The organism is Paenibacillus luteus, from assembly GCF_006542765.1.
GTDB classification, from domain to species: domain Bacteria; phylum Bacillota; class Bacilli; order Paenibacillales; family Paenibacillaceae; genus Pristimantibacillus; species Pristimantibacillus luteus.
Genome location: NZ_SKCD01000054.1, coordinates 1 through 20,615, shown reverse-complemented (window position 1 = coordinate 20,615; position 20,615 = coordinate 1). Strand labels below are relative to the sequence as shown.

Annotated in this window: 18 protein-coding genes and 1 tRNA gene; 11 read left to right on the top strand and 8 right to left on the bottom strand. The window is 47.3% G+C overall.

Going from position 1 to position 20,615, the window contains the following annotated elements; genetic code table 11:
* Positions 1-193 precede the first annotated feature (193 nt).
* The 4 genes from E0496_RS28665 to E0496_RS28650 all read left to right on the top strand — a co-directional run bounded on the left by E0496_RS28665 (position 194) and on the right by E0496_RS28650 (position 5,008).
* Positions 194-269: transfer RNA gene (locus tag E0496_RS28665), tRNA-Val, on the top strand.
* Between the two features lie 225 nt (positions 270-494).
* The gene (locus E0496_RS28660) at positions 495-1,994 is read left to right on the top strand and encodes a DHA2 family efflux MFS transporter permease subunit (protein WP_141505262.1); all 1,500 of its coding nucleotides are present in this window, start codon (positions 495-497) and stop codon (positions 1,992-1,994) included.
* 175 nt (positions 1,995-2,169) lie between these two features.
* Positions 2,170-3,933, top strand: coding sequence for a class I adenylate-forming enzyme family protein (locus E0496_RS28655; RefSeq protein ID WP_141505261.1), 1,764 nt, complete (start codon positions 2,170-2,172; stop codon positions 3,931-3,933).
* Positions 3,926-5,008, top strand: coding sequence for an acyltransferase family protein (locus E0496_RS28650; protein WP_141505260.1), 1,083 nt, complete (start codon positions 3,926-3,928; stop codon positions 5,006-5,008). Before E0496_RS28655 ends, E0496_RS28650 begins: the two co-directional genes overlap by 8 nt.
* On the opposite strand, the gene E0496_RS28645 is transcribed toward E0496_RS28650, so the two are convergent.
* The 5 genes from E0496_RS28645 to E0496_RS28625 all read right to left on the bottom strand — a co-directional run bounded on the left by E0496_RS28645 (position 5,005) and on the right by E0496_RS28625 (position 9,188).
* Positions 5,005-5,631, bottom strand: coding sequence for a hypothetical protein (locus tag E0496_RS28645; RefSeq protein ID WP_141505259.1), 627 nt, complete (start codon positions 5,629-5,631; stop codon positions 5,005-5,007). The genes E0496_RS28650 and E0496_RS28645 overlap by 4 nt on opposite strands.
* Positions 5,624-6,118 (bottom strand): sigma-70 family RNA polymerase sigma factor, encoded by a 495-nt coding sequence (locus E0496_RS28640; protein WP_141505258.1) that lies wholly within the window; start codon positions 6,116-6,118, stop codon positions 5,624-5,626. Before E0496_RS28640 ends, E0496_RS28645 begins: the two co-directional genes overlap by 8 nt.
* A 102-nt stretch (positions 6,119-6,220) precedes the next feature.
* The gene (locus tag E0496_RS37015) at positions 6,221-7,066 is read right to left on the bottom strand and encodes a DUF4358 domain-containing protein (protein WP_277755893.1); all 846 of its coding nucleotides are present in this window, start codon (positions 7,064-7,066) and stop codon (positions 6,221-6,223) included.
* Between the two features lie 100 nt (positions 7,067-7,166).
* Positions 7,167-7,388, bottom strand: coding sequence for a hypothetical protein (locus E0496_RS28630; protein WP_141505256.1), 222 nt, complete (start codon positions 7,386-7,388; stop codon positions 7,167-7,169).
* Positions 7,389-7,490: 102 nt separating this feature from the next.
* Positions 7,491-9,188, bottom strand: a complete 1,698-nt coding sequence (locus E0496_RS28625) for a methyl-accepting chemotaxis protein (RefSeq protein WP_141505255.1) — start codon at positions 9,186-9,188, stop codon at positions 7,491-7,493.
* A 354-nt stretch (positions 9,189-9,542) separates the two neighbouring features.
* Between E0496_RS28625 and E0496_RS28620 the strand changes: the two genes are divergently transcribed.
* Entirely contained in the window at positions 9,543-9,887 is a 345-nt protein-coding gene (locus E0496_RS28620; protein WP_139990489.1) for a YojF family protein, read from the top strand.
* Between the two features lie 23 nt (positions 9,888-9,910).
* Positions 9,911-10,567, top strand: coding sequence for a bacillithiol biosynthesis deacetylase BshB2 (bshB2, locus tag E0496_RS28615; RefSeq protein ID WP_141505254.1), 657 nt, complete (start codon positions 9,911-9,913; stop codon positions 10,565-10,567).
* Between the two features lie 97 nt (positions 10,568-10,664).
* On the opposite strand, the gene katA is transcribed toward bshB2, so the two are convergent.
* The 3 genes from katA to E0496_RS28600 all read right to left on the bottom strand — a co-directional run bounded on the left by katA (position 10,665) and on the right by E0496_RS28600 (position 14,386).
* On the bottom strand, positions 10,665-12,122 hold the full coding sequence (katA, locus tag E0496_RS28610; RefSeq protein WP_141505253.1) for a catalase KatA: 1,458 nt from the start codon (positions 12,120-12,122) through the stop codon (positions 10,665-10,667).
* Between the two features lie 160 nt (positions 12,123-12,282).
* Positions 12,283-13,086, bottom strand: coding sequence for a WYL domain-containing protein (locus E0496_RS28605; protein ID WP_141505252.1), 804 nt, complete (start codon positions 13,084-13,086; stop codon positions 12,283-12,285).
* Positions 13,073-14,386 carry a helix-turn-helix transcriptional regulator gene (locus E0496_RS28600; protein ID WP_141505251.1) on the bottom strand — a complete coding sequence of 438 codons (1,314 nt, stop codon included), beginning with the start codon at positions 14,384-14,386 and terminating at the stop codon, positions 13,073-13,075. The genes E0496_RS28605 and E0496_RS28600 overlap by 14 nt, the downstream gene beginning before the upstream one ends.
* 201 nt (positions 14,387-14,587) lie before the next feature.
* On the opposite strand from E0496_RS28600, the gene E0496_RS28595 reads away from it, so the two are divergent.
* From E0496_RS28595 to E0496_RS28575, 5 genes are all read left to right on the top strand, one after another.
* On the top strand, positions 14,588-16,000 hold the full coding sequence (locus E0496_RS28595; protein ID WP_421924793.1) for an RtcB family protein: 1,413 nt from the start codon (positions 14,588-14,590) through the stop codon (positions 15,998-16,000).
* 532 nt (positions 16,001-16,532) lie between these two features.
* The gene (locus tag E0496_RS28590) at positions 16,533-17,648 is read left to right on the top strand and encodes a slipin family protein (RefSeq protein WP_141505249.1); all 1,116 of its coding nucleotides are present in this window, start codon (positions 16,533-16,535) and stop codon (positions 17,646-17,648) included.
* A 271-nt stretch (positions 17,649-17,919) separates the two neighbouring features.
* Positions 17,920-19,077, top strand: a complete 1,158-nt coding sequence (locus E0496_RS28585) for a YecA family protein (RefSeq protein WP_206669898.1) — start codon at positions 17,920-17,922, stop codon at positions 19,075-19,077.
* A 54-nt stretch (positions 19,078-19,131) separates the two neighbouring features.
* Positions 19,132-19,896, top strand: a complete 765-nt coding sequence (locus E0496_RS28580) for an AAA family ATPase (RefSeq protein ID WP_141505247.1) — start codon at positions 19,132-19,134, stop codon at positions 19,894-19,896.
* 21 nt (positions 19,897-19,917) lie between these two features.
* Positions 19,918-20,412 (top strand): CYTH domain-containing protein, encoded by a 495-nt coding sequence (locus E0496_RS28575; protein WP_141505246.1) that lies wholly within the window; start codon positions 19,918-19,920, stop codon positions 20,410-20,412.
* Positions 20,413-20,615: the final 203 nt, after the last annotated feature.

Sequence of the window (20,615 nt, the reverse complement as noted above, 5' to 3'; positions counted from 1 at the left end):
ATGTGTGGAGCTGACGAATACTAATCGGTCGAGGGCTTATCCTAAACACGTTTACTGTGACCCATACATCCGGTAGACAGCAGCTACAAGGCTTCAGCAAGCCTAATCTTTCGTATCCAGTTTTCAGCGTGCAAACGCTTGGCTTGCCCGCAGGCGAAGCCAGCCCACATGAGGTGGGTTTTATTGTTTCCATGGAGGATTAGCTCAGCTGGGAGAGCATCTGCCTTACAAGCAGAGGGTCGGCGGTTCGATCCCGTCATCCTCCACCATACGATTTCCGGAAGTCATTGTTCCTTGGGAACAATGCTTTTTTTTGTTTACAGGCAAGTTTACCAATTAAGACCACGAAACGAGGCTTTTGCTGATTAAGTACAGAAGTATCCGCTTACATGTATTGATCTTTTAAATGAATGAGACTTACCATTGAAATTAGTTTAGAACTAAAATATAATAGTTAAGCTGTAAAGTATTTATAGAGGGTGTGGGAGAAACAAATGAATCAAGAAGAAGTTCAGAAGGTGCGTTTCTGGCCTATCATGGTTGCTATTTTTATCGGTTCTTTTTTATGTGTATTGTCGTCGGCAACAATTAATCTGGCGCTCGAGATTTTGACGGACCATTTTGATACGACGCTTAGCTCTGTGCAGTGGACGTTAACCGGTTTTATGCTTGCAATGGGAACGACGGCGCCGATTGCCGGTTATTTGGGCGAGAGATTCAGCTACAAACGCCTTTACTTGTTTTCCTTAATCGGCTTCACATTAGCATCGGTGTTATGTGCTACGGCTTGGAGTGAAGGCTCATTGATTGCTTTCCGCGTGCTGCAAGGCGCATTCAGCGGATTGATCATACCGGCTACGATGTCTATTATTTATCAAGTCATTCCAAGGGAACGTCAAGCGATGGCCGTGGCATTCTGGGGCTTGTCGGCAATGCTTGCGCCAGCCTTCGGACCAACGATTAGCGGATGGATTTTGGAAAATCTCAGTTGGCATTGGCTGTTCTGGATGAATATTCCGATTGGGATAATTGCGATCTGGTTTGTTTACGCGTATATTCCTTTCTATCGCTTAAACGTACCGAAGAGCTTTGATGGGCTTGGCTTCTTGACCGTAGTTATGAGCAGCTCGTCCTTGCTGCTTGCGCTGGGCCAAGGCCACAGCTGGGGTTGGGGATCTTGGAAAATCATTTCCTTATTCGCGCTCGGCGTCATTTCTTTGCTATTGTTCATCTGGCGGGAGCTTACGGCGGAAACGCCGCTGCTTAATCTAAGGGTATTTAAAAATCGCCGTTTTACCTTAAACGCGATTATCTCTAATATTATTACAATCAGCTTGTATTCCGGTACGCTGCTCACACCGGTATTCTTGCAGCGCATCCAGCATGTCTCTGCGATGGATACAGGGATGATTCTGCTTCCGGCATCGCTTGCGATGGCACTATTGATGCCGGTTGTCGGCAAGCTGTATGGCGTTATCGGACCGCGCTGGCTGATGTCAGGCGGCATCGCGCTCCTTACAATAGGGACGCTGGCACTTAGCTGGTTAAGCATCGACGTTTCGCATGCTTATGTTATCTGGTGGATGATCGTTCGTAACATCGGCATTGCACTTGTGGTTATGCCGTCAAGCAACGCGGCTATGGAACAAATTCCTGCTGAGCTATCCGGGCATGCATCGGCCATAACGAACTGGACGCGGAACGTATTTGGTTCCTTTGCCATTGCGATCTTCACGACGATGTTGGCATCGAGATCGATTACGCATGCGACTGACTTTATGAAAGCAGGAGATGTCGATAAGCTTCATATCGAGATGATGTCGTTTACGATGAGTGTTAATGATGTCTATGTGGTAGCAACTTTAGTTGCAGTCGTCGCACTGCCACTTAGCTTATTCGTAGGCAAGATCAAGGCCCCGAAGGGTGCGGAACCGAAGACTGGTAAAGAAAAAGCAAGCGCTAAACCAATTACAGCAACTGTTTCATCTAAATAACCAAAATGCTGCAGCGAGAGCTAACATCTCAATGCAGCATTTTTTTTATAAAAATGTTCTTTATAAAGAACTAAATAAATGATATATTATACGTAATCATTTGATTTAACTAGAATATAGTAGAAAATTTCATTTTAAAGTTCGTTATGAAGAATATATTGCGGGGGTCATACAGATGAAAAATAAAGGTAGCATGAATAAGGATACGATTCCTTATTTGATTCAAGCTAGGGCAGCTCAATGTCCACATGATGTCGCATATAGCTTTCCGGCTGAGGACCAGCATTATACGTGGCTCAGAATTTGGGAGGAGGTTCGTTTTGCAGCTAAAGGTTTTCTCCAGCTGGGAATCAAGAAAGGTGATCGTATAGCTTTGCTTATGCCCGGCAGAATGGAAATGGTCGTTTCCATGTTTGCTGCTACATGCGTTGGAGCTATTATAGTTCCGCTAAATACCTATTCAAAGAAATTAGAGCTTCAAAATTATTTGAAGGATGCCCGCCCTGAGCTGTTGATTATGGGTACAGAGGGACAGCATATTCATTACCCTGCCGTGCTGCAAGAGATCATAGAAGAAAATAGCAAGGATGGCACATCAGCGGATTGGTTGCCTACCCATATCTTTTTGCTGGAGGAAGGCCCCCGCATTACGGCCCCCTTTCGTTCCTATTCTGAACTGGCTGTGCTTGGACTAGGAATTAACGAGCAACGTTTTACAGCTGCATATGAAGCTAACACGCCTAAGGACCCGCTTATTTTGCTGTACACCTCAGGTACGCTCGGCGTGCCGAAGGGAGTGCTGCGTTCAACGGCATCATTCTTATTATCGGGGAGCCAGACGGATGAGCCGGGGAAAAGCAATAAGATGCTTCTACGAATCTGTGATAAAATAACTCGTTATTTTTCGATTATGAATCTTCTCCCGTTATATCATTTAGGCGGTTTTGCCACGCTGTTTACCAGCTTAAAGGCATGTAATATTCGCATTGTGATGCTCAGCCACTTTAATCCGCTGAATGCACTGGACACGGTAGAGAAAGAAAGATGCAGAGTGCTCATTGGCACGCCCTTTATGGTGCAGCAAATGCTCACATCCCCGAAACGGAATGAATATAATTTGAATTCGCTGCTGGGTGTAGCCTTTACATCCGCTGCGGTTAACAATATCATTTTGCAAAAAGTTATGAAGAACTTAAAGCTCTATTTTTTTATGGTTAGCTATGGCTCCTCAGAAGCCGGTGCCGTCGCGAACGGAACTTGTTTTATTCAACGCAAGAGCAATGTCATTCTGCTTCTGCTATATCGCATGCTGAGGCATACGAATCTGCTTAGTGGGCTCATTCACTACAAGGAATTTGAGAAAGGCTCCTACAGCATTGGCGGTAGGGTCGATAAGCTTGTCGAGGTGAAAATATTAAATCCGGAGACGGGGGAGACGCTGCCTCCTCATGAACATGGCGAAATCGCCATTCGAAGCTATCGTGTGATGCGTTATACGAACGAGGTACAGGATAAGGCCAGCATTACTGCTGATGGCTGGTATAAATCGGGGGATTTGGGCTTTCTGGATGATCGGAGGAATTTAACGATAACCGGCAGGCTGCATCGGCTTATTATCCGTGGTGGAGAGAAGATCTCACCCGTCGAGATTGAAAATGTGCTGCTTCGTCATCATGATGTGGATGAAGCGCTTGTCATTGGCGTGCCGGATGACCTCTACGGGGAACAGGTATGTGCCTGTATAGTTGCAAAGCAGGGGACGAGTCTAACATCCGACAAGCTGAAAAATGATTTAGCTCCGCATATATCCGCTTTTAAATTGCCGCGTTATTACGTTTTTCTTCCCGTATTTCCGCTCTCGCCGACAGGGAAAATTTCTATCGCCGAGATTAAATCGCTCGTGATGAGCGGTATAGGAGAACTTCGGAAACATGCGTAAATATTATCCCGGAGTCACGATATTTAAGCTGGCAGGGGCTTTGCTCGTACTAGTCGCCCACATTATGCTGCTGCGGTACCTGGAGCTTATTCCGGGCCAGAGGCTAGTTCAGTTTACGGCTCTTGCAACCCGAGTCGTCGTGCCTTGTTTCTACGTCATTGCGGGTTTTCTCGCTTACAAGGGGTGGACGCATGCCGCAAGCTCCCGCGCTTATATGTATAGATATTTTAAACGATTGTTCTTCATCTATTGTTTTTTCTGTGTTATTTTTGCCGCGCAGCATATCGTACCTAGTTTAGTAAACGATGGACTGTCTGCAGGCAATCTGCTCGTGCAAGCTAAAATAATGTTTATGGCTTTTTTTCTGAATGGGCCGTTCATTCAATTTTGGTTTATTCCGCCGCTCGTCTTTGGCCTGCTAATCGCTTACGTCCTTTTTCAAACCGAACAGACGAGACTTGCTGTACGGTTGGCGCTTAGCGGTTTTGTAGCCATTCAGTTTGTATCCGGCAGTTTATCAAGAGCAATGGGCAGCGAGGCTGCGAATTTGCCTTCCATTGATCCGGTGTATCTAGAGTATGCCTCTTCGTTTGCCACACGGTATATCGGATTTGGCCTTACCTTTGTCATTGCCGGGGCTTTGCTCGCTAAGTATGAGGAGCGTTTGATGCAGTTCAAAGTCAAGCCGCTCATTATAGCAGCCATTGTACTGACTGCAGTTGAGACGCTCCTGCTGTTTGGATTCAGCGATTGGTCGAGGGAATATAAGCTCTCCTTCAGCATGCTTCCGAATACACTCCTCCTCTTTTATGGCCTATTGCGGATAAGGAGCGGCGCCGTTCAAAAGTTTCATAAAGCCATCAGCTTGTTCAGTATCGTTACTTTTTTTGGACATGTTCTATTCATCCATATGAATAGCTTGCTGTTTGGCTGGAGTTCGGAAAGTATGAGTGTCGGCCAAGATTTTATTTTATTGTTAGTGACCTTGCTTGAATGTGCCGCTGTTACGGCTTTGCTCGGTTCAGGAGCCAGATATAGAGGAATAAAGCAGTTGAAAGGCTATTCCTCTAGCTAGTCCTCCATGAGTATGCCGTTGTAAAAAGACCCGTCAGCAGCTTGGATCTCTAGGGTGCGGCGTCCGATTTCGGCATTGTTTTTATAGGCGATGATGGAAACGATGCTTTTCTTTGTTAATAATTTTGTGTTCTCTTCGACACTAGGCGACCAATAGACCGTGATGCCAGGTTGGGCATGCAGCTGTTTTCCTTTTGGATGCACTTTGGAGTCGGAAGGGGACCATAACGATAGGTTGCCTTCACTAACCGCAACGACGATGTCATCCGCTTCATCTGACGCAATCGTAATGGGAAGCCCGGGTACACTGCTCATTAGCGGGCTGTATTGTCCAAGTGGAAGCTGAACGTTTGGTTTCAATATTAACGCAGTCCCGTCTGCCGCATAGGCGGTAATGATGAAGCCGGAAAACGGTTTAGGCTGAATGCTTATTTGAGAAGGGGAAATGAACAGGACTGTCATTACTAGGATGACACACGCAGCTGCCGTTAAGGCGGCTGTTTTCATTAAAACCATAATCTTCGATTTGCCCGTAGAAAGCCGCAGCTGCGTTTGTTGAATGAATTGCTGCTTCATCTCTTCGCTAGCTCTTATTTCATGCATGCCTTCCCGGTATCTATTCATTCACAAATCCTCCAATCATGCAGGCTTTTAGCAGTTCTCTTGCTCGCTTGAGCTGAGTTCTAACGGTGTTTTCGTTTCGCTTCAGCAGTCCGGCGATTTCGGCAGTGCTGTAGCCTTCATAGTAATAGAGATAAATAACAATTCGGTATTTAGCGGGCAGATCGAGCACGCAGGCGACTACCTCCTGATTGCTGGTATTCTGGATCGAACGAACGGACTCACTGATGGGGGAGAAGAGTTTCTTCCACGGGCTCCGCAGCAAATCCTTGCATACATTAATTGTGACCCGAATGACCCATGCTTTCTCATGCTCGGCTTGAGAGAATACAACCGACCGCTTAGCTAGCTTGATAAAAACGTCCTGACAGACATCCTGGGCATCAGCGGTATTTTTCAGATAAGTATAGGCAACTCGCATCATCAGATCGGCATGACGATGGACGAGAGCTGTTAAATCATCATTTGAATGTGTGGTCTCATACGGCATAGGCACCGACTCCTTCACCCCTAACACGATTCAGAAGGCTCAAATGTTTCATATTCACAAAAAAACCTGGCCGAGGGCGGCCAGGCTTGCTTGAATAGCAATTTATTTGAAGAAACTGTTAAAGATATCAACCACTTTATCTTGATCGTTGGAGATCGCTAACATAACATAGTTGCCGCTGCGAACGACTTTGTAGTTTTTGGCATCCTCATACTGATCCTGTAAATAAGTTTCGAATGTTTTCTGAATGCTTGCAGCACGAGCTTCTAAAGCCTCGGCTACCGCATCATAGCTTTTGCTGTCTTTCAGCTTTACGATAACGAGCTCCGTCGCTTTTGTATTCATCATGGCTTGTAAAAATACCGCATCCGATAGGAGGCTGTCCGCATCAAGGCCATAGACATCCTTAATGCGTTCGCCTTCAACCGAGATTAGCCTCGGCAATTCGATGTCAGTTATGATTTTATTCGAAATATCGGCTGCTTTAATGGCGGCTGCTGGTTTTTCAGTTGGTTTAGTTGTAGCGCTAGGTTTTTGGGTTGGTTTCTGAGTTGGCTTTTGAGTTGGTTTTTGTGTCGGCTTAGCAGTTGCTACTGGCTTGGCTGTAGCAGCAGGTTTGCCTGTCGCTGCAGGCTTATTCGTTGGTTTGGCGGTGGCAGCAGGCTTTACTGCCGATGATTCGTTATCCTTTACTGCTTGATCGCTTTCTGTAGGCGCTGTAGTAGCTGATGGCTCGCTGGTTTCGGTATTGACCTCTGGCTGCTCCGTAGCGAGTGGTTCATCCGTTGAAGGGTTTACGGTTGGCTGCTCGGTTGCTGCATTCTCATTGGAGTTAGTGCCCGCATTGTTGCTGCTGCTTGCTGCGTTTTTGCCTGAGTCGCTGCAGCCCGCGGCCAGCAGGGACAAGGTTAGCGCGATTACGGCCATTTTGGAAAAGGATTTTTTCATGTTCACTATGTATGTCGCTCCTTAAAAAATAAAAGTCGAACACTAGACGACAGTGTTCGACAAAAGGTTGCAAGGCTACCTATTCTTTTTCTAAGCTGTTTTAGCTTTCTGTTTCGCTATCTGCTTCTCCGTCTTCATCCTCAGGAGATTCAATGAGACGGAAATCATCGGTTTTCTCGCCATCCTCCCAAATCTCGACGAACAGCGCATCGCAATGGTCAAAGTCGGCGGCTTTGAGCGATAATGCTTTTTCCTCGTCGTCACCTACATATACATTTTCCAGCCCGTCTTCATTAAACGATTGAATGACATAAATTTTCATCGCGAAATCCTCCTGCTGTTTATTATTTTAGCAGTATACCACAAAATGGTTCACATGTAGGAGCTGGGGATTTCAAGTTTCAGCTGTATGGGGGTAATGCCATTAGCTGACTTTAAATCGGCTTACCGTAAGCTGCAACTCTTCGGCCATCTTGGCAAGCGAGTTGGAAGCGGCGCTTATTTCTTCCATAGAGGACAACTGCTCCTGGGTAGAGGCGGTTACCTGCTCCGTGCCTGCGGCCGAGTTCTCGGTTACCTCTGAGATGGTCTTCATCGCGCTGGTCATTTCATCGACGCCCGCTGTCATCTCCTGAACCGCTGCAGAAACCTCCTCGGATTCAATAGCGACGTCATGAACGGCATGCTGAATATATTCAAAGGACTGACCGGCCGTATGGACAACACTAATGCCGGCATGGACCTCTTTCGTTACAGCTTCCATCGAATGAACGGCTCTACTCATACCAAGCTGGATCGAAGAGATAAGCGCCGTAATTTGTTGGGCGGACTGAGCGGATTGCGCAGAGAGCTTGCGCACCTCCGAAGCGACAACCTCAAAGCCGCGTCCGTGTTCGCCGGCTCTTGCGGCCTCAATTGCCGCATTGAGAGAAAGCAGGTTCGTTTGTGCGGCAAGCTCCGTTATTACACCTACAATTTGGTTGATTTCATTGGATTGTCCATTCAACTCCGCGATGACATCGGCTAACCCGGTGACCGTTTCATTAATAGAGCCCATTTGGGTAATGGCTGTTTGAATGGAATCGTTACCCGACAAAGCCTTTTCTGCTGCCTCAGCAGCCTTGCTGGATGAGGTTTGCGTGTTTTTTGCGATTTGCTGGAATCCGATTGATAATTCGTTAATGGTTTGGAGACTGCCGTGCGTGAGTTGAACCTGCAGATCGACACCTGTCGCGACTTCTTGAATCGTCGTTGCGATTTGCTCGGTCGCCGTTGAGGTTTGCTCTGCGCTGGCGCTTAATTCCTCGGAAGAAGAGGCCACATGCTCCGCATTTTTGCTTACCTGACGAATAAGCGATCTCAGATTGTTGGACATCATATTAAATGAGCTAGCCAGCATGCCAATCTCATCGTTGTTTTTCATCATCATCGGTTTGCCCGTAAGATCTCCGCTTGCAATTTTTTCCGCGGCCTTGGTCACTTCGACAAGGGGCCTAGTAATGAGGCGTCCCATTAATAAGGCGATGCCTACCCCTAAAGCAAGGGCAATAACGCCAAGGATGATAACCAGATCGGCAACCTCGTCGGCCTGTTTGCTTGCATTTGCATTTCCTGCCTCTAATTGCTGTTGTTGATAAGCTTCCATTTCGGTTAACAGGCTCTCGAAACGTGCGATGAGCGTGCGTCCTTGATTCGATAAGAGAGAATTAACTTCCGTTGCTTTATTTTGCTTTTTCAACTCCATGGTTTGTTCCGCAAGCTTAAAATAATCATCCTCGACTTGATCCGCTTGTTTAAGCAATTCAATTATGGTAGGCGTAGATATGGAGGCTCCAAGCTCCTTGCTTTTTTGCACATAGTTATTATGAGAGGCGGTGACCGCGTTAAATGACGTTTCATCGCCGAGCTGGATATACACCTGAAGGGCTACCTGCTCGGATTTCACCGCAATGACCATATCTTTAATTTGCAGCATCTTCGCTGTTCGATCTTCTATTAATTCTGAATATGTACGATCAAGAGACAATAACTGCACTAACGTGATAGACATGATGATGACTAGTAATAGAAGAACGGATATAAATCCGGAGAGTAATTTTTTGCTAATCGATAAATTTCGCATGGTAGCCTCCTGTTGTCAGTTGGGTTAGGTTTGTACAAGGTTTGGGTGAGAGGAATACAGCTGTTTTACGCTTGTCACCTCCTTGGATAAAGTCCAGCTTATTCACCCACTATAAATTTGAAAGCTAGTATAGCATATATATCCAAGACAAGCTAGTTCTATGGAACTACTCTAATTTAGGTATTTTTCCTTATTCAGGAGAACGAGGCTTTATATGATTGAGGTGACATTTAACTGTCTTCATTCGGCTGCTTCAAGTATAAGAGATACATTATTTCTTTAAGGATAAGTGTGTTAAAATAATCTCAATATCAGTAATGAAAGATTACCGCTGATATAGGGGGAGGGATAGCCTTGCAGCTAATTAATCAACAAGTGGTCCAGCAGATGATAGATGGTTTCAAGGATGAGGATCTCTATATTCATCTTGAAATGACAACGGGGGCTTACGCTGCCCATCTCGATAGCTCGAAGCATCCAGCCGCTAATTTCATTACGAATGCTGCGATTCGTTATTCGCATGGGTCTATAGCAGGAAGCGGACCTTTTCGGGTCGGTTTGAAGATGGAACAGGGATGGATTTACTCTGAGGGGCTTACCCACTGGGAAGAGACTGAAACGGATCGGCTGCTTCTAGCTGGACATGATGGACAAGGAAAGCTGATTGTTTCGCTGCAATTAAGCCGGGTGCCATTCTAATGGGAGAGGAGAGGAACGAAGCAATGGGACAACATATTTTGGTCATTCTGCCGCATCCGGACGATGAGGCTTTTACGGTATCGGGAACGCTCGCCAAGCATATTCAAGATGGCGCATATGTCACCTACGCCTGCCTGACGCTTGGGGAAATGGGCCGGAATATGGGGATACCGCCGTTTGCCAATCGAGTGACACTGCCGGCTATTCGCAAAATCGAATTGGAAGAGTCTTGCCGTGCCATCGGCATTCAGGATCTCAGAATGCTGGGTTTTCACGATAAAACGCTTGAATTCGAGGATCAGGACCGGCTGGACGGTCAAATTCTAAGTTTGATAGAAGAGCTGAAGCCGTCGATCGTCTACACCTTTTATCCAGGGCATAGTGTCCATCCCGATCATGATGCTTGTGGAGAAGCTGTGGTTCGTACGATTGGAAGGCTCCCTAAAGAGGAAAGGCCAATCGTTTATTGTGTCGCTTTCTCCAAAAACCATCAGCAGGTGATCGGCAAGCCAATGCTTATCAATGATGTCAAACTCTTTTTGCAGCAAAAAATAGCCTCGATCCAGGCACATCGCTCACAGTTCCAAGCGGCTGAATTAATGGGAAACAAACCGTTGGAGGACGAGGAGATTCAGGCTCGTTACGGAACCGAACGTTTTTGGATTTACCCGTTTCAGTAAATCAAGTCATAGAGAAGGGGACGGCTCATGGAGCCGTCCCCTTTGCGGTTTTGCGTAAGCTTGTATAGCAATAAGCAAGATAAGAGAATAAGTCCCTTTATAGCTCCTGAGTGATGGACAAACCTAGCCCTTCGGCAACCCGCTGCCCATAATCAGGGTCTGCTTTGTAGAAGTGGCTAATTTGACGAATCTTGATCTCATCCTTCTCAACGGGCTTCATAGCGCCAACAATCGTATCGATCAAGCGAGCACGTTCCTCATCGCTAATCAGGCGATACAGGTCACCAGCTTGCGTATAGTGGTCGTGATGGTCGTAACCGACGCTGTCCGCATGGCCGGTGACCTCGAATGGAGACGCCTTGTGCTCAGGCGATTCCGTTGGTCCGCCGTAGCTGTTCGGCTCGTAATAGATGGATGCTCCGCCATTGCCATCCGCACGCATTTGGCCGTCGCGCTGATGATTGTTCACCGGAGCGGTAGGGCGGTTGATGGGCAGTTGGCTGTGATTGGCGCCCACGCGGTAGCGATGGGCATCCGCATAGGCAAATAAGCGGCCTTGCAGCATTTTGTCCGGTGACGCCTCGATGCCGGGAACGAAAGAGCCGGGAGAGAACGTCGCTTGCTCCACCTCGGCAAAATAGTTGTCCGGATTGCGGTCGAGCACCATGCGGCCAACCTCAATGAGCGGATAATCCTTTTGAGACCAGACCTTCGTTACATCGAAGGGATCGAAGCGATATGTATTCGCATCCTCGACCGGCATAATTTGCACATACAGCCTCCATGCCGGGAAATTGCCCTCCGAGATGGCGTTGAATAAATCCTCAGTGTGATAATCGGGATTTTCTCCGGCGATTTTGGCAGCAACCTCGTTGGAAATGTTCTGGACCCCTTGTTCGGTTTTGAAATGGTATTTGACCCATACCGCTTGCCCATCGCCGTTGACCCATTTGAAGGTATGGCTTCCGAAACCATGCATATGTCTAAAGGTAGCGGGGATGCCGCGATCCGACATAAGAATGGTTACCTGGTGGAGCGATTCCGGCGACAAGGACCAGAAATCCCATACCGCGTTCGGGTTTTTTAAATGGGTTTGCGGATGGCGCTTTTGCGTATGGATGAAATCAGGGAACTTAATGGCATCGCGAATGAAAAATACAGGCGTGTTGTTGCCGACTAAATCGTAATTGCCTTCCTCGGTGTAGAACTTCACAGCGAAGCCGCGCGGGTCGCGGACTGTATCGGCTGATCCGAGCTCGCCGGCTACCGTGGAGAAACGAATGAACATAGGGGTGCGTTTGCCTACTTCGGACAAAAAATCTGCTTTGGTGTAAGACGTGACATCATGCGTAACTTGGAAGTAGCCATGTGCACCTGCGCCTTTGGCATGAACGACGCGTTCGGGAACACGCTCCCGATTGAAGTGCGCCAGCTTCTCCAGCAGATGCACATCTTGAATTAACGTAGGGCCGCGTGATCCGGCGGTCATCGAGTTTTGGTTATCCCCAACGGGAGCACCTGAACTGGTCGTAAGCTTGTTCTTCTCTGTACTCATAATAGATTCACCTCGTCTATTTTGTATGCTTGCCCTTCACCTAATATGTTATCGTGTTCCATCGGAAAATCAATATCAAATTATAATAATTATAAATAAAATTTTTCGTCAAAAAGTGAGTTTAACCGCTAGGGGATATAGAAGACTCCACCTGCGGGCACTAGATGGATTCTTGCCCATAGCGTCCGAGTGCCTTCGTTGCAGATTCCAGCATACGGCGACGCATATGCCCGCTCTCCATGACACGCACACGCTTTCCCAGAAAACGGGTTTTGGAGAGGACATATTCAATATCGCCGCCAGAGAAAAACAAACGAATCGTATATTCGCCAGACTCCTCATCGAAGCTTACTTCTTTCTCGAAACAAGAGAAAGCATAAAGGATGCGTGACAGCTCCCCGTTATAGGCTGGCACAACACGTATGGTAGCGCTGGAGCTGCGTTTTTTGAGCAGGGTAGCGGCCTTGGATGCCAGCGATTCATAGTCCTCAGCCGTATGGGCTTGAGGCTCCATTTCTGTAATCTTCTGCAGCTTGGTGCTCATTAACATCCGATTGCGGATATGGTACCAGAGCAAATACCACTCCCGTTTCACCATGGAATACTCGAGTTTATATGGAAAACAGTCCTGCTTCAGCGAGATTCGTCCGTCTTTCATGCTAAAGCTCAACTGGAGCAGCTGTTTTCCTGAAATCGCCTTTCTTAAAGGGCGGATATAGGGATGATAGACATGGGATTCCTTGCTGGCAGCTTTGTGAAGCAGTCCGTCTCGGTCTATCGTTTGGTCTTGTTCTACCATAAGCTGTAGCCGGCCGAGCGTTTCCGGCAAAAAGGCTTCGGAGGCCGCCGGATGCTCCAGCATCGTCTTCAGCCATCCGCGCTCATGCGTCGTAATCATAAAGGTGCCGGAATCCTCTAGTCGGGACAGAATTTGATAATTAAATATTTTCTCAAATGGATTCATAATACGCTCTGATCTCCTTCCACTCGGCAATCATTTCTTGCCTCAGCTTCTCAGGTGCCAGCACCGCGCAGCTGGAGCCGAAGCTTCGGATCCAGGGCTTAATTTCAATCGTACCGTTAACCTCGATTTCATAGACGAAGGAATTTTCCTCCTCCTCTACAATTTCACCCCATTGGCCTTGCAGCAGCACGCGTTCCCTAACGAAATCTGGAATGCCCAGGCCAGGATGGAAGAAACGAACGCGAACCTTAACGGGTTTACCCGTATCAATAAGCCAGCTATGCTGAATACGCTGCTCAAGCTCAAGCTTCCTAGCCTCAAACAGCTCTGCGGCAACTTCATTGCCTAAGGTTATTTGGGTTAAGCCTTCGATTCGATATTTCCTAATCGCTCCACCGGGATGATGGCCTAGCAAATACCAGCGCCCATATTGGTGATCGTAGATAACCTTTATCGGGAGCATGGTCTCCTGCATGCCTTCGGTATCGCGTTCGAATAGCGGGTTTGTGTTTTTGGATGCGTAGCTCGTATCCTTCTTGGGCGAGAAGTAGAGAAAACTAACCATCCGGCGTTGCCGAATGGAACCAAGCAGCGTGAAGAGATGCGCTTCATCCAATATACGGGAGTAGTAGTTGTATTTATATAAGAAGGGAGCTGCTGCACTATCCGCTTCCGGCTGCCTTGCCATATGCTTCTTAAGTCCATCGCGGAGCAAATAGCCTTGTACGGAAGGGACCTGGGTACTGGCCATCATATCTACAAAATCATATAAATCCAGAAGCTCTTCATGAGAGAGCTCTCGTACCATTTCATTATGGATCTGGTAGCGGAAGGGACGCGCTCCTGTTTCTTTTTTGATGACGCCGACCTGCTCCAAATATTTTAGATCGCCTCGAATGGTCTTCTCGTCTGGAAGGGAAAGGTCAGCGGGCATGCTGCCGCAGCACAGGTCAAGCAGTTCCATCGCCGTCAAAGCCTTATCTTGCATAGCGGCTAGCAGCAGCGAAAGACGCTGGCTCTCCGATTCCTTAAGCGATTTGGCCCGGAAAAGAAAAAGCAGCATCGGGTCGCTGGAGTCCATGTAGCTGTAACGCATCGTTTGGGCGAATTCCTTCCCTTTGTCTTCCGGGAGCTGTTGATGGACAGCACTCACCACTTCTTTCAGACGCTTGATCGTTTTATCGAAGGTATGTACGGAAATGCCGAGCCGCTCGGCATACTGCTGCCGATTATATGCACCGCTCGTTAAGGCGAGCATGCGCAAAAACTGGATTTCCTTATCGAAGCTTTCTCTTGCCATATCCGTGTGTCCCCCGTTTCCAAACGGTATTGTCATTCTATCTTATCAGGATAAATTCGGATTTGGGCAAAAAGGAAAATTTTCCATTGTCGTAATACTTTCGCCATGTTCGTAAGCTGCTAAATAAGAGAAGATAGAACTCGTAAGGCGGCAGCAAGCCGCAACGACTGAAGAAGAAGCACGGGAGGTTTTACAATGTTGATGAAGCACAAGAAACACGGTGATAATCACTACGAAATGGAGCTGAAGCATGGTAGGCTTCATGTATTTGCTAACGATGAGATCTTTGCCACCTTTGGCGATAAAGTATTTGAAATGGCTGACCATAATTTGCAAATTCCTCGGAATCAATATATGAGTTATACCCCTGATGCCCATGTTGGCATCGGAACGTGCATTGGAACGACAGCGGTATGGCGAATGAAGGATGGCTGCGTATCCCCTTCGATCGTTGGTTCGGATATCGGGTGCGGAATGCGGGTCCATACGACTTCACTTCATAAACGGGATATTCAAGACAAGGCCGTGCGGAGAGCGTTGATTACAGCAATTGAGAAATACGTGCCGACGAATGAACGTACGAATACGAATTATGAAGACATTGACGTCATGAGCGTCGTGCGGCACGGTTTGAAGGGGCTACCTGCAAAATATGTGCCTGATGAGCAGTGGCTGACCCATGTGGAGCAATCCCATTTTGCTTTTGACGAGACTTACTTGAACCACCTGCCTCCGAAAATATTAAAATATGCTCGGGGACAGCTAGGTTCGCTCGGAAGCGGGAACCACTTTATTGAAATTCAATATTTGGAGATCAATGAGGAGTATGCGGCATTGGCTGCAAAATGGGGCTTGTTCGATGGGCAGGTCATCGTTATGATCCATTCTGGCTCGCGTTCATGGGGCGGGATGGTCGGCCGCGAGCACAACAAAGCGATCAAGGAAGCGATGGAGCAGTGGGGCGTGAGCAATCCCGACCCAAGCTTGATTTATGCTCCCATTGCAAGTCAGGAAGGGCAAACCTATTTGAATCTCATGTACTCTGCGCTCAACTTTGCGGTAAGCAATCGGCATATGATTGCCTACGGTGTTCGCGAAGCCTTCCGGGATGTATTCGGAGCGGAGCAGGAGCTGCCTGTTCTTTATGACCTGATGCACAATTATGCCCTGAAGGAATTTCACCGCAACCAGCCGATGCTCGTTCATCGCAAAGGAGCGACGCGCGCGCTTCCGCCCGGCCATTTCTTGAACACGCCTTCCTATAAGGAGACAGGGCATCCCGCCCTTATTCCAGGCTCGATGGGAACTTCCTCCTATATTATGGTGGGGAAAGAGGAAGGCTTAAAAAACTTCTATTCCATTTGCCACGGAGCAGGGCGGGTCAGATCGCGGAAAGCAACGAAGCAGTTGATTACGATTGACGAGTTCGAGCATTCCTTGAAGGTCGGCACGGACGACGAAATTGTAGTCAACCACCAGTCGCTGCAGACGATTCTTGACGAATGCCCGCAGGCCTACAAAGATGTCGATCAGATCATTGACAGTGTCGTAGGTGCGTCACTTGCGGCTGTCGTCGCCAAATGCAAGCCGATGGCTGCTATTAAGGGAATTTAGATTTTTTAAAATATAAGAGTATATCCTTCCGCTATTAAAGATCATTTCAATAATAGATGAGGTTCATGTGCGAATGGCGTACCTTGGCAGGGATTTGATAGAGTCCCGCAGTGCTCGCGCATGCTATGCGCTTGTATGCTGTACGATTCATATCGACTGGATCTCCACAATCATGGGTTCGAATCCCTTGGCTATCGCCTAATCCGCGATAACTCTCTGGTAGAGTAACGATGACTCCCTCCAAAGGAGAACAAACTTGAAGCAGCTACAGACCTGCAACAGGAGGTCTCAGAACGGCTTTTGAAGCGTTCACTGCAGTGATGCCTATGCAATCGGCGGATACCGATGGGAGCGGGCGGCCTCTTACAATGAAGGTAGACATTGCTTACAATCTAATGGAAGTTGCATTTTATTGAGGCATTGAATGACGAAGTTGCAAAGCCGATCACCTTCTTTCTTAAGCCAGATTCCGGCCTAGCCGCAGGAGATCTCCTGTTAAACAGGTCACTAAAACCGTAAAGAGGTGTAATTCATGTTTAAAAAAGTCATCATCAAAAACGACGAGCGCGGTCTGCTTTTCAAAAAAGGCAGCTATATTAAGCTTTTGCAGCCGGGCGTTTACCGCCATCTGGCTTTTACGGACGATAGCGTTATTTTGCAACATGTAGCCAAGCGTTTTGCTGTTCCCAATAAGGAGCTGAACCTGTTTCTACAGGATTCCCAGCTGGCAGAGGAGCTTACGATCGCAGACGTGCAGGATTATGAGTATGTGCTGCATTTTGAGGACGGCAAATTCCACTCGCTGCTCACGGCCGGGCTATATGCCTTCTGGAATGTGATGAAAAAACATACGTTTATTCGGGTCGATATTCGAAATCCGGAGATTCCAGCAGAAATTGACCGCTCGCTGCTCGCGAAGCTGCAGGGCTATACACAGATACTCGAAGTGGCTAGTTATGAATCAGGTCTGTTGTTTTACAACAACATGCTTCAGCGTGAACTTCGACCAGGCCGTTATTATTTCTGGAAAGGCCCGACGAGCGTGCAGTTGAAGACGATCGACCTGCGGCAGCTGCAGCTCGACATGACCGGTCAAGAAATCATGACGGAGGATAAGGTGACGCTGCGGCTCAACTTTGTATGCCAATATAAGGTAATAAATCCGCTCAAGGTCTTTCAGATCAAATCGTTCGAGGAGCAGATTTATATTTTGCTGCAGCTGATTTTGCGCGAGTATGTCGGTACGCTGAAGCTTGATGATTTGCTGAGGATGAAGCAGGAAATCGCCCAATTCGTGCTGACTCGCCTGAATGAGCAAAAGGAGCATTACGGCGTGGAGTTTATATCAGCGGGTTTGAAGGATATCATTTTGCCGGGCGATATCAAGGATATTCTGAATACGGTGCTTCTGGCGGAGAAGAAGGCGCAAGCCAATCTGATCATGCGCCGCGAGGAGACGGCTTCGACAAGGAGCCTCTTGAATACGGCGAAGCTGATGGATGATAATGTGACGCTGTATCGTCTGAAGGAGCTGGAGTTTGTAGAGAAAATTTGTGAGAAGATCGGCACGATATCACTGACTGGCGGCGGCAATATGCTAGAGCAGCTGAATTCGCTGTTTAGCGCCAAAAGCGTGGAAAAACGATGAATACAACTTGTGAAAGAGACTGTCTCCGAGAGCGAATCATGCCTCCTGGATACCGTCTCTTTTTTATTGAGCTAAGCAATCTCATGCTTGTGCAAAAAGATCCAATGTTCTGGTGAAAAGCGAGTGCTTTTGGGCTAACCTATGCGGTTGAAAAACGATTTTGTTTGATTCCAACGTCGAATTTTGTTATCTTTGAACCTGCATATCTTTTGGGAATAGCGTTATAATTGATAGAAAAGATTGAAATACGATGAAGATTTAGGAGATTATGATGACAACAATGCAGGATAAAGCCTTGGATAAATTTTGGCCGCAGCTTACCTTCCCCCTTTCGTATTCGGAGGCATTGGGAACACTCTCGAAGCAGCAGCTCACTAATATTCGTACGAATTTGCAAATTAGCAACCTTAGCTCACTGAATAAGCAGGGCCTTGTGGAGAAGCTGTCTGAGAAAATTCCGGCGCACCTGGCCGAGGTTACTCGCTTTTTTGATCAGAACAGAATAAAGCTCTTGCAGCGGATTGTGAAAAGTGGCGGCATTTGGGACAAGCCGCTGCTTGAGCTGCAGCAGTATGAATATTTCCGCGAGCGCGGTATTCTTTTTCCGGCAACTGTTGATGGCAAACACGTCTTGCTCATGCCTACTGAGCTGTTAGCTTATCTTCAGGAGGAAGACCTATTTAGGGATCATCCCATTATCAACCGCAACACAGAGTGGATTCAATTGTCGCAGGGTTTGGTTTTCTATTATGGAGCGCTCACGGTTGATAAGCTTAAATCCTTTATGATTACAGAGGAAGATCACCCTCTTGCTGCCTATGATCTCATGAATATCATCGTTGATGCTCAGTTTTATTATGAGAAGGTTATTGTCAACGAGGACATGACCGTCTCGAATGTTTGGGCAGAAAATCCACAGAAGATTATTGCTGAACAAACGCGCAGGCATGATCTTGATTTTTGCCCATTTACGAAGCAGCAGCTTCTGAAGGCAGGAGAGCCTGACTATGTCGAGCGGACCAGCCAATTCATGAAGCTGTGCCGGTATGTGCTGGAGCGTTATGAAATCGATCGAGAAGAAGCGGAATTGATGGCGGAGGAATGCGTGGATGCCACCAAAAATGGTCAATCGCTGGCTGCGGTTTTGGAAGTGATGCAGGATTTTATCGAAATTCCTAACGAGCAGGTGCTTGCTGAGCTTACGAATTTAGTTGTTCCTCTTATGAATAGCACGAAGCAGTGGCTAATTAAAGGTTACTCTCCGGAAGAGCTGTCCGCGAAGCGGGAGAGGGCGAGCTTGGTTCTCAATCATAACGTGAGCCGTCCCGTACAAGCAGATGTCATTGATCTTCAAACGAAGAAGAAGGTAGGTCGTAATGACCCTTGTCCTTGCGGAAGCGGGAAGAAATTCAAGAAATGCTGCGGTTAACGAGTCAAAGAAAAGCTAGAGTAGAGCGAGAATAATCGGGATGGGGGCGTGCGGATGAGACAGAATGAGCAAGGTCTTTATTTGCGCAGCGTGAAGCTGCTGCGGGAAACCGTTCCGACTTTCGATGAATATCCCTTTTATTTGAATGCGATTCGGAAGTTAGATGAACTGGCGTTTCATCCGAAAGTCACGTACATCGTCGGCGAGAACGGCATGGGGAAGTCTACGTTAATGGAAGCCATCGCTGTGGGGCTTGGTTTCAACCCGGAGGGTGGAACAATTAACTTCAATTTTTCGACGGAGGCCACCCATTCCGAGCTACATCGTTATTTGCGCTTAGCTCGCAGCGTCTACAAACCGAGGGACGGCTTTTTCTTTCGGGCGGAAAGCTATTACAATTTGGCGACGAATATCGATCAACTGGACCGTGAAGACGGCGGAGGCGGTCGCATTATTGATTCGTATGGCGGCAAGTCGCTCCACCAGCAATCACACGGAGAATCGTTTTTTGCAACGTTTCTTCACCGGTTTAACGGAAACGGCCTTTATATGATGGATGAGCCGGAGGCGGCTCTTTCCCCTTTTCGCCAGATGGCTATGCTTAGTCGCATCCATCAGCTGGTTGGGCAGCGCTCGCAATTTATTATCGCCACCCATTCCCCGATTTTGATGGCTTATCCCGATGCGGTGATTTATAATTTGACTGCTGAGGGAATTGAGCGAACTGCCTTGGAGGATACCGATCATTATATGCTCATGAAACGATTTATCAACAACAGGGAAAGTATGCTGCACGAATTGTTTTTGGATGAGGAATAGATACGAAGGAGCTGTTTAGGCATGTCTTTGGAAATTGAACGCAAGTTTTTGCTCCCTGAGTTTCCAGTCGCTTTAATAGAAGAAGCAAAGCTGAAAGTGATCTCGGAGCACAGAATCGAACAAACCTATTTGGCCATGGATGAGAGTCAGGAGCTGCGCGTGCGCCGCATTGTTGATCTAGCCAGCGGCGAGGTTAGCTACACGCATACGTTCAAGCTTGGTAATGGTTTGTCCCGTGAAGAGATTGAATATGCGATATCAGAGGGAATATATGAGCAGATCGTCAAAGCTTTTGGCTTCATCCCGCTGACTAAAAATCGGGTAACTGCAGAATGGCAGGGCGGCATTGTCGAGATTGACACGTATGATCAGATTGAGTTGTCTGTCCTTGAGGTTGAATTTGAATCGGAAGAGGCGGCAAATTCGTTTATGGCACCGGAATGGTTCGGCAAGGATATTAGTACTGAGCGTCAATACAGCAACAAAAAGGTGTGGCGGGAACTGCAAGGAAAATAGGCTTTTGGGTCAGGAATCGACAGGGTCAAACATTATATTTTAAAATATTTCAAAAAACGCTTGACCTTATAGGCGGATACATGGTATATTCTAATTCCGGCCGAGAGATACACGCGGACGACAAGAAAAACAAGCAACACAAACGAAAGAATAGATTGCTCTTTGAAAACTGAACAACGAGTAATAACTGCCTCGCAAATCCT

Coding starts and splice junctions, on each gene's coding strand:
- E0496_RS28660 (WP_141505262.1), top strand. CDS start 495: ATGAATCAAGAAGAAGTTCAGAAGGTGCGTTTCTGGCCTATCATGGTT.
- E0496_RS28655 (WP_141505261.1), top strand. CDS start 2,170: ATGAAAAATAAAGGTAGCATGAATAAGGATACGATTCCTTATTTGATT.
- E0496_RS28650 (WP_141505260.1), top strand. CDS start 3,926: ATGCGTAAATATTATCCCGGAGTCACGATATTTAAGCTGGCAGGGGCT.
- E0496_RS28645 (WP_141505259.1), bottom strand. CDS start 5,631: ATGAATAGATACCGGGAAGGCATGCATGAAATAAGAGCTAGCGAAGAG.
- E0496_RS28640 (WP_141505258.1), bottom strand. CDS start 6,118: ATGCCGTATGAGACCACACATTCAAATGATGATTTAACAGCTCTCGTC.
- E0496_RS37015 (WP_277755893.1), bottom strand. CDS start 7,066: ATGAAAAAATCCTTTTCCAAAATGGCCGTAATCGCGCTAACCTTGTCC.
- E0496_RS28630 (WP_141505256.1), bottom strand. CDS start 7,388: ATGAAAATTTATGTCATTCAATCGTTTAATGAAGACGGGCTGGAAAAT.
- E0496_RS28625 (WP_141505255.1), bottom strand. CDS start 9,188: ATGCGAAATTTATCGATTAGCAAAAAATTACTCTCCGGATTTATATCC.
- bshB2 (WP_141505254.1), top strand. CDS start 9,911: ATGGGACAACATATTTTGGTCATTCTGCCGCATCCGGACGATGAGGCT.
- katA (WP_141505253.1), bottom strand. CDS start 12,122: ATGAGTACAGAGAAGAACAAGCTTACGACCAGTTCAGGTGCTCCCGTT.
- E0496_RS28605 (WP_141505252.1), bottom strand. CDS start 13,086: ATGAATCCATTTGAGAAAATATTTAATTATCAAATTCTGTCCCGACTA.
- E0496_RS28600 (WP_141505251.1), bottom strand. CDS start 14,386: ATGGCAAGAGAAAGCTTCGATAAGGAAATCCAGTTTTTGCGCATGCTC.
- E0496_RS28595 (WP_421924793.1), top strand. CDS start 14,588: ATGAAGCACAAGAAACACGGTGATAATCACTACGAAATGGAGCTGAAG.
- E0496_RS28590 (WP_141505249.1), top strand. CDS start 16,533: ATGTTTAAAAAAGTCATCATCAAAAACGACGAGCGCGGTCTGCTTTTC.
- E0496_RS28585 (WP_206669898.1), top strand. CDS start 17,920: ATGACAACAATGCAGGATAAAGCCTTGGATAAATTTTGGCCGCAGCTT.
- E0496_RS28580 (WP_141505247.1), top strand. CDS start 19,132: ATGAGACAGAATGAGCAAGGTCTTTATTTGCGCAGCGTGAAGCTGCTG.
- E0496_RS28575 (WP_141505246.1), top strand. CDS start 19,918: ATGTCTTTGGAAATTGAACGCAAGTTTTTGCTCCCTGAGTTTCCAGTC.